This is a genomic window from Ruminiclostridium sufflavum DSM 19573 (genome assembly GCF_003208175.1).
GTDB lineage: Bacteria > Bacillota > Clostridia > Acetivibrionales > DSM-1351 > Ruminiclostridium > Ruminiclostridium sufflavum.
The window spans coordinates 49,451-64,724 of record NZ_QKMR01000002.1 but is presented as its reverse complement, the minus strand read 5'-3'; the positions used below and the strand labels follow the sequence as shown (position 1 = coordinate 64,724).

Sequence of the window (15,274 nt, the reverse complement as noted above, 5' to 3'; positions counted from 1 at the left end):
AAGGTTTTATAAATAAAATACTGGGTACGGACATGAAGCTGGACAATATTGGTTCTCTGAAAGGACGATAATGCATTTCTGCATTATCGTAAGAAGGTTGAGTATGTCATAGATTTTTACTCAAATAAATCATGTCCATTAATTGAATACCGTTATCAAACATTGGGTGGTCATAATTGTCTGTAAAAAAGTCCTTGACCCTATGTGAAATCCTAAAACCGTTTTTTTCATAAAACTGTAATATCCATGGGCTGTCACCGGTTCCCACAAGCATAGTTTTGTACTTGCCTTTGTAATGCGAAAAAATGTGATGCAAAAGCTTGCTGCCATACCCATTACCATGCCATTTTTCATATGTAGCTATGTTTTTCAGCTCACATACATCATCACTTTCCCGTGTAACCACGCACACGCTTTTCAAGTCGCTATCATATAAGGCAAAAAAATCCCCTCGCTCTAAATATTTGTCTATCATGGATTCTTGTTCATCAGCTAACAAAAGTAAATCCATGAACTGCTTTTTGTTTTCATAAATACTCTTTATCTCCAAAATACACCCTCCTATCTTTTTCCTTTAATAATTTATATACATAGGATTTCGTACTCACTCTACCAATTGAACTAAACAGCTGACACGGTATCTGCCGAATTCCAAACTTGTACGTTATCTTTACAATGAAAGTGTACCGCAAGGTGCAAAACCTTGTAAAGGAATTTGTGTATAAACAAAGAAGAAATCCTAGCTAAATTGACCGAAGGCATCCAGCCTAATCTGTCTGGGGTCAGGTCCTTTTTCTAGGGGGAAACACTCCACGCCCCACTTTCCTGCTGCAAATCCCACAGTCTTTTATATAGGCTGCAGCTGTCTAGCAAATGATGATGTGTGCCTTGCTCGATTATTTCTCCTCCGCTTAAAACGACAATCTTGTCCGCATCGGAAACTGTTCGCAAACGATGTGCTATAACAAGCACAGTGCGCCCTTTAATTAAGCGTCCAAGAGCTTTTTGTACCAGCACTTCATTTTCAGGGTCAAGAGAAGAAGTGGCTTCGTCCAAAAGTATGATGGGTGCATCTTTTAACAACGCTCGTGCAATTGATATTCGTTGCCGTTCACCGCCGGATATGGTGGTGCCGTTTTCTCCCAATACGGTTTGATATGCATCTGGCAGCTTCTCAATAAATTCATCACAGCAGGCCAGCCTTGCCGCCTTTTTAACTTCCTCATCGCTGGCAGCGGGCTTGCCAAGGCGGATATTTTCAGCAATGGTGTCGTTAAAAAGTGTGACCTCCTGAAAAACAAAAGAGATGTGCTTCATCAAGTGCTCGGGGTCAACTTCCTTAATATTGATGCCGCCGACCAGAATCTCTCCGCATTGTGCATCCCAAAACCGCGCCGCAAGTCTGGCTATGGTACTTTTACCGCTTCCCGAAGGGCCAACAAGTGCGGTTACCTGTCCTTCGCGAGCAATCATGCTCACATTGGTCAGAACATTTCTGTCGTTGTAAGCAAAGGAAACCTTGCGGAGTTCAATCTCGTAATTCTCAACAGGCTTTTCTCTGCTTCCTTCCATAGGTGCAGAACCCATCAATGTGCGAAGCCGCTGTGTGGAAATCTGCAAATACAACATGTCCGGCAGGAGTGTTAAAACCGTTAAAATTGGCGCATAAACCCTCGTTGCTATCAGCAAAAACATTAACAACGGAATAAAGCCAATCACACCGCCTGAAAGCAGGTTGACGCCGACAAAGGCCACTATTCCCACACCGGCGCGAAGGACAATAGACGACACGGACATTGCGACTCCGGATACCAACTCTACCTGCAAAGAAATTCTTTTCAAATCCAGAAAAGCATCATCAAGCTTTTTAAACTTGCTCCCGCCCAAGCCGCAGGAGCGAATAACCTTGATACCATCCAGATATTCCTGCGACTGCTTTATAGCGCTTAGCTTCGCTTGAACATGACCTGCGAACATTTTGCTTTGAAGTTTGCGGCTAAGCCAAAATATCAGCGCCGCCACAGGCAGCGAAATGAAAACCGCAAGCGCCATTCGCCAATCAAAAAACATCAGAAGAAGGCACACCAATGCGGAGGATATTATATTTGCAGCCAGTTGAGGGATGGCACTGCTCAGCATCTGTTCAATATTGGAGCAATCGGACATGATGTTTGAGGACAACTCAGATAAATCCTTTGCGTTAAAGAAGCTCATGGGCAGCTTACGCATATAATCTGCAATCTGAAGCCTCGTGGCTTCAGATTGCCCGTATGCATTCACATATGTGCTTTTGTATTCCCTTTTTGAGAAAAGAAATATAACAACAAAGGCCCCAAAACCCATGCTGAAAATCAGCCACATTTTACTCCAAGAAATTTCTCCTCCCTCCAAAGGCTTCAGAATTTCTATAAAAGCCTGTATGGTAAGAAAAAATGGAATCATCAGGGACAGGCTGGTTATCGTGCAGGCAATAATGGCGCGGCGAAGTCCTTTTTCACCTTTCTCATCAAGCATTAATATATTTTTAAATTTACCCATTTACTGTAATCTCCTCTCCACCGCCAAGCCTCCAATGGATTGCTTCCGTATAGTTTTTCCACATTTTATAATACAAGCCATTTCTATGCATTAGTATGTCATGAGTGCCGTATTCTGAAACCATTCCATTTTCCATTACGATGATTTTATTCGCATTGAGTACTGTTCCCAAGCGGTGAGCAATCATAATAACGGTTTTATTCCTTATCAGTTCTGAAAGCGCCTGTTGAATAAGACGCTCGTTTTCAGGGTCAGCAAAGGATGTTGCCTCGTCTAATACCAACACAGGTGCGTTTTGAATAATGGCACGGGCAATTGCTATGCGTTGCCGTTCGCCGCCGGATAGATGAACGCCGTCCTCACCGACAACCGTTTCATAGCCTTTGGGTAACCGCATAACAAAATCGTCGCACTGCGCCGCTTTTGAAGCCTTTATAACGTCCTCGTCCGTTGCATCCGGTGAGCCCATGCGAATGTTTTCTTTAATGCTTTGTCCAAACAAATACACGTCTTGAAAAACAAAACTGACCCGTTTCATCAATTCTTCTTCACTAAGTGCTCGAATATTAACCCCTCCGAGATAAACCGCACCGTCACTGACATCCCAGAATCGTGGAATTAAATGCGCAATGGTACTCTTGCCGCTGCCGGAAGGCCCTACAATAGCCGTTACTTCTCCCGCTTTCGCAGTAAAGCTTACCTTTGTCAGTGCCGCTGCACCATTTTCATCATATGAAAATGATACTGAATCAAATACGACATCATTTGTCTCAGGCAGCTCGCCGCCACTGTCTGCAGACAACTCCTGCAAAGACATCATGTTGTCAAAATTTGCAACGCCCCCGGATATTCTCATGCTTGACGAAGCAACATACATCAGCTTATTCAAAACCGAAGCCATTGAAGGAGCAAATAACAGATAGAAGATAAATGTCATGGCAAAGGTAAGGTAATCCTGTGAGCTACGCCCAATCAATATCCCGACCGGCAAAATAAAGAGATAGGCATTATTGGCTACAGTTTGAAAAGCTGCCGTGTAATTTTCCCATTTCAATGTATAGGTCAGCATAAATTGAGTGTACGTATTGATTGCGTTCCTTAGCTGATGAAACGAACTTGCCGTACGGCCAAAAGCTTTCAGAACAGGCATTCCCCTCACATACTCTACCGAAGCACCCGTCATATCCGCCATGGATTTCTGCATAGAGGTCATTAAGTCGAGCCCTGCCGCACCAAATGTCAGCATCTGCATAGCGAATGCAACGATTACAGCCAATAGTGCGGCCAATCCAAAACGCCAGTCAAATACGAACATCAAAACCAGCATAATAACCGGTGCTGTAAAAGACGCAACAATATCGGGAAAGGAATGTGCAAGAAAGCTTTCTATTTTGTCTATGTCCTCGTCTATAACCTTGCGAAGCCGCCCGCTGCCGAATTTCAAATGATAGCCCAAGGGGATGCGGGCCAGATGACTTGTGAAATTGCTTTTCAATTCGTATTGTGTTCCAAACGCAACGATATGAGCGCAGACCGAGGAAGCCAAATAGCACAGGACATCTGCCGCTATTCCTGCCAAAGCTAAAAGCCCGTATTGTGTCATAGCCGATCGATTTAATAATTCAAAGGAAGGATAAACGAGGATGATTTCCCGAATCATCAGATATATTGCAATATACGGAACAAAAGAAGCAATGGCGGCAGTAGCCGACAGTATTCCTGAAAGAGTTAACAGTCCCTTCCGCTCGGCGGCAAGTTCAAATATTCGAGCCATTCCGCCTTTCTTTTTCGGTGATTTTGATTTAGTCATTTAGTTCACCTCTTTAATAATTCCTGCTTTGATGAAGTGCTTTTTGAACATGCCCTTTGCAATTACGGCACCAAGGACAGCGCATACTGCCGTTGCCGCCAAAGCACACGCCAGATACGGCACACTTATAAATTCCACAATTTGTGTCATCAAGTCATTTTCAACACCATTTCCTGCCGCAAGCTCGAGATAATATTCTTTCATTGTCAGCAACGGTATGTAGCTTCCCGCCGCAACCGCAACCATCATCACGGCATAGCCAATTGTATTAAGTTTGAAGTTACGATATTTTCCGGCGCAGGATATCAGCTCCGCCGCAATTGCACCTGCAACAGCAGCCACAGGTATAGCCCAGCCGCCGCCTGTTCCAAACATTACAAGAGCATATACTGCACCGAATAACATGATGCCGCCCGGCTTTGCAACCTTAGCCCGCATAATCATATATACCGGCCCCGCAACCAGCGCGGTCAGTGCCAGCCCAAAAGGCTGGGTGTACGGGATAAAGCTCATACACATCACGCATACAAAGAAAATCATAATAAACAGTATTGAAAAAATGCCTGTGGTAACAAAATCTCGCGCCTTTAATTTCTTGTTGTTCATTGGTAGATTCCTCACTTTCAATATTTTGAATTATTTGAGAGCCTAATCGCTCTTGTACACACATTGGAAATCAGTTCATTGTCGTGGGTTATAATCAAAAGGGTTTTTCCTGCGGCAGACAACGACTTGAGAATACTTGCCACACTCATCATATTTGCATAGTCCAATCCGCTTGTCGGCTCATCAAAAATAAGTATTTTTGCTGGGCTTAATGCCGCAAGCGCAATACAAAGACGTTGTTTTTGCCCTCCTGACAAAGCAAGCGGATGATGGTCACGAACACCTTCCAAATCTAAGGCTTGTAATAGGCCTTTAACGGCAGCCTCATCGCATTTTTCATTCGCCGCATTAAATTTCAATTCAGCATCTACACTTTCACAAAAAAGCTGATAATTTGGATCTTGCATAACAAGGTAAGCAAAACGATGCCTTTTCGCAGGCTTAACCGGTTTACCGTCAAACAATATCTGTCCGTTTTTTTCGCGGTGCAGTCCGCATATCGTCCTTGCAAGTGTGCTTTTCCCAAATCCATTAGCACCGACAATTCCAACGATTTCACCAGTGCCAACCGAAAAGCTCAAATTGGATAAAACCGTACCGGCACCCTTGTATGCAACAGAGATATTGTTTACTTCGAGTGCAGGACCGTAGCAACCCTGCACAGATTTTGAAACAACCAGCGGTGATTCGGAAAAGGAACGCATTCCATAAGCGGCAAGCACATCGTTTGACATAGCCGAAAGTTCATCACCTGTCCACTCATTTGTTATACCGCCGTTTTCCATACGAATAATGCGGTCGGCAATTCCGTTAAGATAGTGCAGCCGGTGTTCTGCAATAAGAATAGTTTTTCCCTGTTTTTTCAGGGTAACAAGAACCTCCCTTAGCTTCTCAACCATTGCTGCATCTAAGTTGGCGGATGGCTCGTCCAACACATAAATCTCAGGAGAGAGCGCATGAATGCTTCCGAACGCTATCCGCTGCTTTTCTCCGCCGGAAAGCGCAAATATATCTCTTCTGCATAGGGCAGATAGCCCTAAAGCTTTAACGGTGCCGCAATACCTGCGGTGCATTTCTTCATATTCAATGCCGCAGTTTTCCATACCGAAAACCAGTTCACTGTCCGTATCGGTGTTAAAGAACTGCGTTCGTGGATTTTGAAAAACCGATCCTACGGTCTGAGAAAGCGTATGAGGCTCACAGTCTGAGGTATCATGCCCGGCAATCCTTACAAATCCGCTTAATTTTCCGGAATAAAAGTCAGGTATCAATCTGTTTACAAGTCTTGTTACCGTTGTCTTTCCGCAACCGGATTTCCCCGTCAGCACCGCACATTCTCCTGCCCTTATATCAATCGTGATATTGTTAAGGCTGCCGCAGCCCGCACCATCATAGCCAAACGAAACATTTTTCAATTCAATCATGCTGCACCTCCTTTACAGACAATTTCGGATTCCTACAACAATACATAAAGCAACAGCAAATATTGAGGTTATCGCGACGTCTGCAAAAGTCAGCCTCAATTTATTAAATGCTGTCCGAGGGTTTGGATTTTCAAGCCCCCGCGTAATAGAGGCTGCTGATAATTCCTCTGAAATTGTAGAAGAGCGCATAATCAATGGGGTAAAAAATCCATCAAACAAAAAAGCAGGATGTCTGAGAAAACTCAAAAAGGAAAATCCTAATCCCCGCAGCCGCATAGCATCCTTTATGTTTCTTATTTCTTCTATTACCGTTGGGAAGAAACGCATTGCCACCGCAAATGTAATCACAAGTGCTCTCGGAAGGTGCATGGCATACAGCCCGGTAATCAGTTCGCTTACCGTTGTGGTTGCCGCAAATGCTTTCGCGTAAAGAATCAGCGGCATAAACATCCGTATACATAACGTAGTCATAAGTATCAGGCTTCTTAATAAAGCAGGCAAAAAGGCGCTCAATTCAATCACTGCGATAACAAACAGATAAGCTATAATGTATTTTGCAGCAATCTTCATCTGTCCTAAAGAAAATATAAACAAGCAAACTATCAAAAAGACAGCACTTCCATAGTGGATGTCTTTTGCCAGAAAGGAGGTGATACTAATGATAATAAAAAGAAAAATTTTGCATCGAACATCAAGTCTCAAAACATCCCCCCTTTGATTGATTTGTGTGTGATATCATGATATAATTACGCAAAGGTTAGCGTTAACTAACCAAAAGTTATTATACTCGTAAACGGGACATTCGTATATTGGTTTACACGCAATATGTCCTTTGCGAAAAGGAAAATGTCTATCTGAAAAGGTGTTGAATAATGGGACTAAATATGTTAAGTGATATGTTAAAGAACATGGGTGAACAGATGGGTATGTCACCATTAGTATATGCGGCTCAGACCTGCGGTGTCCATTTGGAAGGCAATGGAAAGAAAACCAAAGGGTACTTGTGGTACTATATCCACGAGGAATACCTGTCGGTAGTTCACTGCGATTTTGTTTTTTGTGAGGATTGCAAATTAGCCATGCCGCCCAATGCCCTATATATTGCATTGCGGCTTGATGAGTTTAATCATCTGCCGCCCGGAAGAATTGTATCTTTTATGGAAGAAAAGGGCAGGGATATAACTGCAAATATGAAAAAGGGTATGCGGATTGCATACACCGAAGTCATTTATTCTCCCGCCTTCTATAGAAAACATTTGGTCGATTGCTTCTCGGTGCTAAATGATAATCCCGTAGAAATACTTAAAAACATGGGTGGTGAGCATAACTGGCCATCCGAGATGGTGAAGATATTATATGAAATACGGCAATGCAGCTTGGATGGCATGGCGGCCGAACTTTTTTATGTTGCTAAATCCTACGAGCTTATGTCTATGCTTATCAGAATGGGAAATAACCGCTCCCCTAAAAACGCAGCAGATTATGAAAGGATATTAACTGTTGTAAAGTACATCGATGAGCATTATATGCAAGAGGTTCGTCAAGAAACACTTGTAAAACTATCTCAGATGAGTTCGACAAAATTGAAAAATCTTTTTAAGAGATTTACCGGAAGAAATATAACCGGATACATTTTGGAAAAGAGAGCAGATTCCGCGGTGCATTTGCTTTTGGACACGGGGTTGTCTGTTGAAGAAATTTCCGCAAAAATAGGCTTTGAAACAGCAACCGGTTTTTCAACCTCGTTCAAAAAGCATACGGGGATTTCTCCGTCTGCTTACCGTAAACGTATGCAATTCAACTGCTTTAAGGACCCTTCACAAAAGAAGGAGTTTGCTGTGAGATAGTAAAATAATCTTCATAATTATAACCCCTTTATGTCTGGTTTCACCTGTATTTTACCCTCCGAAAAGGAGACAGCAATATTGCCGTATCTTTGAAAATCTTGTCCTTTATAATCCAGTGCATTGCAATGATTTTGAAAAACTTGACAAAAATCTCAAGGTACTTTATACTATATTTTTGAAAGGATAGGTGTACTTACAGTGAGTGATTCTTCTGATTCTGATTCAGAACCGCCTAGTCCACAAAGTGCTGAATTAGGTTTACTTAAAGGACAAAAACAAATTTATTTTATACACATAGCAGAGGGCAATTATATGTTGTCCTTTTTGTTGTGTGTTTTTTTATTGCTGTAAGTGTTAAATTATACTACATCTGCCCTGTTTAAGCTCTTATCAGATTAAATCTGTAGAAACATGATGACCCACGTTAAATGTATTTTAGGAGGTAATAATTTTGAACGACGATCCTTTGTTATGGTTACTTTTACTTCAACTTGTATTTATATGTCTTAATGCAATTTTTGCCTGTGCGGAAATTGCCGTTATCACAATGAATGATAACAAACTTGCAAAACTTACTGCTGCCGGAGATAAGCGCGCATTGCGTCTTACTAAACTTACCGAACAGCCCGCAGGTTTTCTTGCAACCATTCAGGTTGGTATTACTTTGGTTAACCTTTTAAGCAGTGCTGTTGCTACGGAAAACTTTTCTGACCGATTGGTAGCTTGGTTTGTTCATATGGGAATTAACATTCCCGCATCGGTAATTAATATCTTATCCGTGGCTATTATTACAGTTTTATTGACTTACTTCACCGTACTCTTAGGTGAACTTATTCCAAAACGGCTTGCTATGAAAAAAGCTGAACAAATTGCACTTGGAATGTCTGGACTTATTTACGCAGTTTCAAAAATATTTACACCGGCTGTCTGGCTTTTCACTGTGTCCACTAATGGCTTGTTGCGGCTGCTTGGTGTCGATCCAAACAGTAAGGAAGATGAAAACGCGGAAGAAGAAATTCGCATGATTTTGGATGCTGGTAAGCAAAAAGGCACTATACAGCCTGACGAACAAAGCATGATTCAAAATATTTTTGAATTTGATGACATTTCTGCCGGAGAGATTATGACCCATAGAACGGAAGTTTCTCTGTTATGGCTTGACGAAACGGATGAAGAATGGGAGCAGACCATTAATGAGAGCAGACATTCCATCTACCCTGTTTGTTCGGAAAGTCCAGATCATATCATTGGGGTTTTATATATGAAGGATTATCTTAGGCTCAAGAATAAAAACCGTGATAATGCAATGAAAAGAGCAGTTCAATCTGCTTATTTTATTCCGGAATCCGTCCGAGCAGATGTTTTGTTCCGTAACATGAAGAAATCCAGAAATCATTTTGCTGTTGTTGTGGATGAATATGGTGGAATGAGCGGTATTGTCACCATGAATGACCTGCTGGAGCAATTAGTCGGCGATCTTGACGATGATATTACCGAACCACCGGAAAAACCTTTGATTGAGCGGATTGATTCAAAAACATGGCGAATTCAGGGTATGGCACCACTAGACGAGGTATCCACCCAACTGGGTGTCATGCTTCCCGACGAGGAGCATGACACCTTCGGGGGTCTTGTCTTTGGTCTTATAGGCTCAGTTCCAAGTGATGGCAGCACACCGGAGCTTGAAGAATATGGATTGACTATAAAAGTTACAAAGATTAAAGACCGCAGACTGGAAAGTGCGGTGGTTTGCCAATCTGATGCAGAGCCAAGTTCTACAAACAAATAAAAAAGTCAACTACTATCGGCTAAAGAACCGATTCCCACCGACCGATATGTAAGTGATTCTAGCTTTTATTAAATGAAGATTAAAATTACAAAATATTCGCAGTAATTACTTGACATTATTTTGTAATTATTGTAAAATCATCCTATTCAAGCAAAATGAAATTTATATTAATAAAAGGGATGGTATAAAAATGAAAAGAACAAAAAAAGCTATTTCAATATTGTTATTAGTTGTGATTATATTTACAGCGTTTACTCCAGCATATGCAGAAAAAAGTGATTGTTATATATATGATATAAATGCAAATATAAGCTCTACATCACCTTATATAAGTGCAACCTTTGTTCCAACAAACGATAGACTTTGCTATAATATTTTAAGTTTTGGTAACTACAATACATTATACTCTGTTTCTATACAAAAATACGCAAATTCTAAATGGATTACTGTTAATACACATGTTTTGTCAGAGATGGAATCAATAAATGTATCAGGGCTGTTGGTTGATACAAATACAAAATATCGTGTAAAAATAACTTCAAATACCACAGGTACAACTAAATTATGGTGTATCGTTTATCCAAGCGGTACTTCATGGTAATTTGCAACAGCTATAATTAATATTATTCCTAATCTAGGGAAAAGTAATGTAAGTAATTTTTTATGATAATATTTGGGAGATGAAGGCTTTAATTTAGCCTTCATCTCTTTTACAATATAACAAATCTAAATTTATGTCGGAAAGGGAGTGCACTTCATAATTTGCTAAATTAGAAAATCATCTCCTCGGCTTTTTTTATCAGCCGTATGGCACTTAATCTTCATTTATTGTTTTTAGTTGCTATCTCTCCCAGCCTTTTGAGCATGTTCTTCCCACCAGCCAATCTTTTGATATTTCGGGATCATCAAAAAGTTTTATTTGTCCTGCTAAATTGCAATCCATATCATAAAGTTGTTTGATGATCTTATTGAATACTTTTTTGGAGCATCCAACAAGAGCCATTTTTGAAACTTTAGGACTAATATTGACGATATGCTGTGATAATTTAATTATCATGCTATCCGTAAAATTGTTTTCGTACAAATCTATCCAAACATGCCGCCCGCCTGGAGAGGAAGTAGACAAGATAAATACTTCTTCTGCATCTATTACTCTAGATAACTTGTCCATATCATCATGGTAGCTGCCATAATGCAACGGATGTAATTCGCCACCTCTGTAATAATATGGACACAAGCTCCCACTTGGAGATTTTTTTAGCATAATTTCCCTCCTATTAATACGTGCAATTGCTTAGTATATTAAGTGTTAAAGATACATTTACAAATCTCTCACAGGTTCAGTTTGGTTCTCCATCTTCCTTTAACAATGCCGTATGATGACTTCCAATATATCATAACCGCTTAATCTTGGGGCGCATAGCAGGCTATCCGTCCGTATTAGATGACCCTTTCAAATAGTCTTTAGAGTTTTTCGACCTTGTCTATAAAGTCTGATTCTAAAACTGAATAACTCAGAATCCGCTACCTGACATTTAAAAATGGATATCTTGAGCTTCAAAGCAAAAAGCAGCTTTTCAGAAGAAGTTGTTTATTCTAACGATAGAGTAAACCAAAGGGTATGGAAGCCTCAAAATCACTGTACAGCTTTTGTGATATCAACAGACAGCTGTACAGTCCAGCCTATGCATATTTCTTTAAACACCTAAGCTGCTTCAACTCTTGATAGCATTGCCAATATGGTCATAAGAAAAAACCGTAATAAAGCAGTTTTTTATTCTGGATTTTTTTGCAGCAGCACAAGCACAAATGCGATTACACAGGTAGCAGCAGCTACAAGAAACGATAGGGTATATACGCCGCTTTTGACCAGCATACTGGAAACAATAGGGAATACCAGCGCAGAAATACCAAAACCCACCATTACACATCCATAGTTAAGTCCCATATGCTTTGTCCCGAAATTGTCGGCGGTTATAGCCGGATATACACCGGCAGCTCCGCCGAAGCTGAAGGCAATAGCCGCAATACACACAAGGAACATTACTCCATGGGCAATAATCATGGCTAAAATCGACACCATTGTGATAATAATTATTCCAAATACCGCGCACTTGCGCCCTATCAAATCAGAAACCCAAGATGTAACCAATCTTCCCGCAGCACTTGCTATTCCTGTGATCATAACTCCCAAAACAGCAAGTTCCTTTGACAGGCCCCTCTCTCCGCCAAGAGTTATAAAAAGAGGGTTTAGTATGAAATAAGCCGGAAGAATACAAAGCAGTGACAGCGTTATGAGATAAAACTGACGTGTTCTGAGCATTTCAGAAGTGGTGTACTGTTTTTTTGAAGCATGGTTTTTTGACGTAACAAACCCTGCTGGCGCGTAATCTGCAGTGGGATTGTCAATATTAAGTGAACAAAGGACACATACAACAAGAAATATGATACCAAAGATAATAAAGGTTGACGGAACACTGGTTTCAGACAACAAAGAATTTGTAACCGGTGCAAAAATCACAAGGGAAAACCCGAAAGCTGCAACCATAAACCCTGTTGCAAATCCCCGCTTATCAGGAAACCATTTTTGGATTACCGAAACTGTAGCCGTATAAACTGTTCCCACTCCCAAGCCACCTATGATGCCATATGTAATATATACCAACCATGGAGCCTGTTTTGTAATAAAGGCCGTAAGAATCATTCCAAGGCTGATAAGTATACTTCCGGCAACTGTTACAAGTTTGGGGCCGATTTTATCCTGAGCTCTTCCTCCTGCAATGATACCAAAAACAAATACTGCCAACATAATTGATGAAGTGAGGGCGGCCTGCGCCGGGTCCCACTCAAGGTACTGCGCCACAGGGCCTTTAAAAACGCTCCACATATAGATGATACCTGCGCAAAGCTGAATCATCATACCGGATATCAGTACTCCATAGCGGTTTTTAACCTTCGTATCCATTTTAACCTCTTTTCTCGCAATAGCTGCATAAAATATTTTTTTACTAATTACCCTTACGGGAAAATCTTACACATTATTATATATTACACAGACAAATAAGAAAAGAACTTGTTAGCCTAAGAGCCAATCACTTTTTAAAGCGATTGGCTCTTCGATATATCCGGTGTTGCAAGGACACCCTCTTGCTTCCATACATATGATTGGTTTTCAGGCCAGAAACTACTCAGCAATCAGGTTGTACAATACCTGTGCCATTTCGGCACGGGTTGCAGCGCCGGCAGGAGAGAGTTTACCTGCATTCCCTGAAATCTTCCCTGTTTCCAGCAGCAGCTTAACTGAATCTTCTGCCCAACCGGCAATTTCGCCGCTGTCTGTGAAATCGGAAAGCTTTTTCTCTGAAGCACCCTTCGGCTGCATATTAATCTGTTTTAAGGTTTTACACAGCAGTGTATACATCTCCTGGCGGGAGATTGCCTTTCCGGGCTCAAACCTGTTATCCCCGACCCCTCCTGAGATACCAAGCTTTTTCGCTGCTGCTAGGTATTCCGTGTAGTAGGTATTGCCCGCATCCTTAAAATTGTCCGAAGGATTTGCATCGAGCGAAATTTCATAGGCTTTCAGCAGCAGGGTTATAAACTGTCCCCTGGTAAGAGTATCAGCCGGGCCAAAAGTTCCGGTGCCTGTTCCCGATGTTATTTCACGCGCTGCTATAAAGCTCACGGCATCGGCATATGAGTCATTGAAGCCGACATCTTTAAATTCCACCTTATTATACCCCACTGCGTAGCTGGAAAAATGGTTTGTTACAAATGTCACTGTTCCCGTTTCCATATCATAGCACCCATTTATTATAATTTTAAAATCTTCTTGGGCATTTATATAGCCTATAATAACAGCATTAGGGTCTTCGCCAAGGTAAAAATCACATCCTCGGATACCTTGCCGGAAATAGTACCAAGTGAACCTGCATCAAAAGTAATGGTGGCAACAGGACTGGAAAGCTTTAAATTAGACTTCCCTTCCGATGCGATTTCTCTGATTGCCGCATGTGGAATTCTGATTTCTACTATACTTGTGCCATCCGGAACAGATACCTTTATTTCTACAGCCGGTATTTTCCCTGTATTACCTGCAGCATTTTCCGCCTTCTCCATAGCATCCTTTATCTGGGCCAGTGTTACCGAAGCTGAGGCCTTCCCTCCTGCCGAACCGACTGCCGTCACTGCTGCAGAGGCAGTCGTACCCGACAAAGTAGTTGACTGTGATGGAACTGAAGTATCTCCCGTTCCTCCTCCGGATGTTTCCGGAATCAGTGTCCGGATGCGGCCGAAATATGCATGCTACATAGTATAAAGTTACTGCAACAAATAAAGACGTGGTAGAAAGCGTTTTAAAACATTTGTGCTGTGCCGGTTTCGTTTTGTAAATTTTATGTCTGCTCATTGGATAACAGAAAGAAAGACGGTCATCATATCAGACTGTGTCAAAACCCTTGCTTATCATATTTACAAATTGAATTTTTTTACTTAAAGCTTTCAAAGCCCCCATGATTTTAAAAAAATGGGGGCTTTAATCCTCTAACTCAGTATGTGCTTCAAAACATGGAGGATAAAAAAGGAATTCCGGTAGGGGCTAATTGTAGCACACTGGAATTCTTTTTTTCATTCCGTATTCAAAAGCTTATTTGAATTTTGATTATGAAACTAATACATATTGAATTCCAAATTCATTGCCAATAGTTTATGCTCAACATGCATATATGTTGAATCACGTACATATTTGGAAAAGGATACCCTATAAGATATTGCTTAATGGGTATCCTTTTTCTTCTAATTTTCCTTATTTAAATCAGTTTGTACTCTGTCTTGACAGTCCACTTCAGTTGATATTGCTAGTTTCCATTCAATAAAAGCTAGAATCGTTGCATTTATTATTATAATAGCAAAAACCCATAAAAAATACTCTGTTATACGTACTAATAAGGTTAAAATTCCATTAAGATCTATACCAAATTGTACTAGAATTAATTCAATAAATCGAATATACTTATGCCCAAAAATGTAAGCAATTATTAATGCGATTATTCCAATAATATTATACAAAATAGATATTTTCTTTTTTGTTATTGGATAATCAAATTTATAAATTCTTTTACATTGACTACATGCAATAAGTACATCTTTTGTATTTTTATTTAATTGAGTATTGTTTTTCAGGTAATCAACAAAACCCACTTTTCGATCGTTACATTTTGAACACATACGAACTCCCCCCCTCACAAAATCTAAATTCTAG

The 15,274-nt window shown here is 40.7% G+C and carries 14 protein-coding genes; 3 read left to right on the top strand and 11 right to left on the bottom strand.

The genetic code is table 11. From position 1 onward, the window contains the following. Positions 1–106 precede the first annotated feature (106 nt). From LY28_RS01645 to LY28_RS01620, 6 genes are all read right to left on the bottom strand, one after another. Positions 107–550, bottom strand: a complete 444-nt coding sequence (locus LY28_RS01645; protein WP_110460434.1) for a GNAT family N-acetyltransferase — start codon at positions 548–550, stop codon at positions 107–109. 245 nt (positions 551–795) lie between these two features. Beyond that, positions 796–2,538 (bottom strand): ABC transporter ATP-binding protein, encoded by a 1,743-nt coding sequence (locus tag LY28_RS01640; RefSeq protein WP_110460433.1) that lies wholly within the window; start codon positions 2,536–2,538, stop codon positions 796–798. Further along, positions 2,531–4,348 carry an ABC transporter ATP-binding protein gene (locus LY28_RS01635; RefSeq protein ID WP_110460432.1) on the bottom strand — a complete coding sequence of 606 codons (1,818 nt, stop codon included), beginning with the start codon at positions 4,346–4,348 and terminating at the stop codon, positions 2,531–2,533. Before LY28_RS01635 ends, LY28_RS01640 begins: the two co-directional genes overlap by 8 nt. Continuing rightward, positions 4,349–4,954, bottom strand: a complete 606-nt coding sequence (locus tag LY28_RS01630) for an MptD family putative ECF transporter S component (RefSeq protein ID WP_110460431.1) — start codon at positions 4,952–4,954, stop codon at positions 4,349–4,351. A gap of 17 nt (positions 4,955–4,971) precedes the next feature. Next, positions 4,972–6,378 (bottom strand): ABC transporter ATP-binding protein, encoded by a 1,407-nt coding sequence (locus LY28_RS01625; protein WP_110460430.1) that lies wholly within the window; start codon positions 6,376–6,378, stop codon positions 4,972–4,974. A gap of 12 nt (positions 6,379–6,390) precedes the next feature. Next, positions 6,391–7,080, bottom strand: a complete 690-nt coding sequence (locus tag LY28_RS01620; protein WP_110460429.1) for an energy-coupling factor transporter transmembrane component T family protein — start codon at positions 7,078–7,080, stop codon at positions 6,391–6,393. A gap of 170 nt (positions 7,081–7,250) precedes the next feature. Between LY28_RS01620 and LY28_RS01615 the strand changes: the two genes are divergently transcribed. The 3 genes from LY28_RS01615 (at position 7,251) to LY28_RS01605 (ending at position 10,615) form a co-directional block, all read left to right on the top strand. Continuing rightward, the gene (locus LY28_RS01615; protein WP_242981117.1) at positions 7,251–8,225 is read left to right on the top strand and encodes an AraC family transcriptional regulator; all 975 of its coding nucleotides are present in this window, start codon (positions 7,251–7,253) and stop codon (positions 8,223–8,225) included. A 451-nt stretch (positions 8,226–8,676) separates the two neighbouring features. Then, positions 8,677–10,014: a hemolysin family protein gene (locus LY28_RS01610; RefSeq protein WP_110460428.1), complete on the top strand. Its 1,338-nt coding sequence runs from the start codon at positions 8,677–8,679 to the stop codon at positions 10,012–10,014. A 190-nt stretch (positions 10,015–10,204) separates the two neighbouring features. Continuing rightward, positions 10,205–10,615 carry a hypothetical protein gene (locus LY28_RS01605; protein ID WP_110460427.1) on the top strand — a complete coding sequence of 137 codons (411 nt, stop codon included), beginning with the start codon at positions 10,205–10,207 and terminating at the stop codon, positions 10,613–10,615. A 240-nt stretch (positions 10,616–10,855) separates the two neighbouring features. Here the strand turns inward: LY28_RS01605 and LY28_RS01600 are convergent, their stop codons facing one another. The 5 genes from LY28_RS01600 to LY28_RS01580 form a co-directional block, all read right to left on the bottom strand. Further along, a complete protein-coding gene (locus tag LY28_RS01600) occupies positions 10,856–11,278 on the bottom strand; it encodes a hypothetical protein (RefSeq protein WP_110460426.1) in 423 nt (140 codons plus the stop codon). Between the two features lie 510 nt (positions 11,279–11,788). Continuing rightward, the gene (locus tag LY28_RS01595) at positions 11,789–12,979 is read right to left on the bottom strand and encodes an L-lactate MFS transporter (protein WP_110460425.1); all 1,191 of its coding nucleotides are present in this window, start codon (positions 12,977–12,979) and stop codon (positions 11,789–11,791) included. A 219-nt stretch (positions 12,980–13,198) separates the two neighbouring features. Next, the gene (locus LY28_RS01590; RefSeq protein ID WP_110460424.1) at positions 13,199–13,810 is read right to left on the bottom strand and encodes an S-layer homology domain-containing protein; all 612 of its coding nucleotides are present in this window, start codon (positions 13,808–13,810) and stop codon (positions 13,199–13,201) included. A gap of 53 nt (positions 13,811–13,863) precedes the next feature. Continuing rightward, the gene (locus tag LY28_RS01585) at positions 13,864–14,229 is read right to left on the bottom strand and encodes a hypothetical protein (RefSeq protein ID WP_110460423.1); all 366 of its coding nucleotides are present in this window, start codon (positions 14,227–14,229) and stop codon (positions 13,864–13,866) included. A 579-nt stretch (positions 14,230–14,808) separates the two neighbouring features. Beyond that, positions 14,809–15,240, bottom strand: a complete 432-nt coding sequence (locus tag LY28_RS01580; protein WP_110460422.1) for a hypothetical protein — start codon at positions 15,238–15,240, stop codon at positions 14,809–14,811. Between the last annotated feature and the right edge of the window lie 34 nt (positions 15,241–15,274).

Excerpts from the sequence above, each read along its gene's own strand:
- LY28_RS01625 (WP_110460430.1), bottom strand. The coding sequence starts at position 6,378 with ATGATTGAATTGAAAAATGTTTCGTTTGGCTATGATGGTGCGGGCTGC.
- LY28_RS01600 (WP_110460426.1), bottom strand. The coding sequence starts at position 11,278 with ATGCTAAAAAAATCTCCAAGTGGGAGCTTGTGTCCATATTATTACAGA.
- LY28_RS01595 (WP_110460425.1), bottom strand. The coding sequence starts at position 12,979 with ATGGATACGAAGGTTAAAAACCGCTATGGAGTACTGATATCCGGTATG.
- LY28_RS01635 (WP_110460432.1), bottom strand. The coding sequence starts at position 4,348 with ATGACTAAATCAAAATCACCGAAAAAGAAAGGCGGAATGGCTCGAATA.
- LY28_RS01605 (WP_110460427.1), top strand. The coding sequence starts at position 10,205 with ATGAAAAGAACAAAAAAAGCTATTTCAATATTGTTATTAGTTGTGATT.
- LY28_RS01630 (WP_110460431.1), bottom strand. The coding sequence starts at position 4,954 with ATGAACAACAAGAAATTAAAGGCGCGAGATTTTGTTACCACAGGCATT.
- LY28_RS01580 (WP_110460422.1), bottom strand. The coding sequence starts at position 15,240 with ATGTGTTCAAAATGTAACGATCGAAAAGTGGGTTTTGTTGATTACCTG.
- LY28_RS01615 (WP_242981117.1), top strand. The coding sequence starts at position 7,251 with ATGGGACTAAATATGTTAAGTGATATGTTAAAGAACATGGGTGAACAG.
- LY28_RS01590 (WP_110460424.1), bottom strand. The coding sequence starts at position 13,810 with ATGGAAACGGGAACAGTGACATTTGTAACAAACCATTTTTCCAGCTAC.
- LY28_RS01640 (WP_110460433.1), bottom strand. The coding sequence starts at position 2,538 with ATGGGTAAATTTAAAAATATATTAATGCTTGATGAGAAAGGTGAAAAA.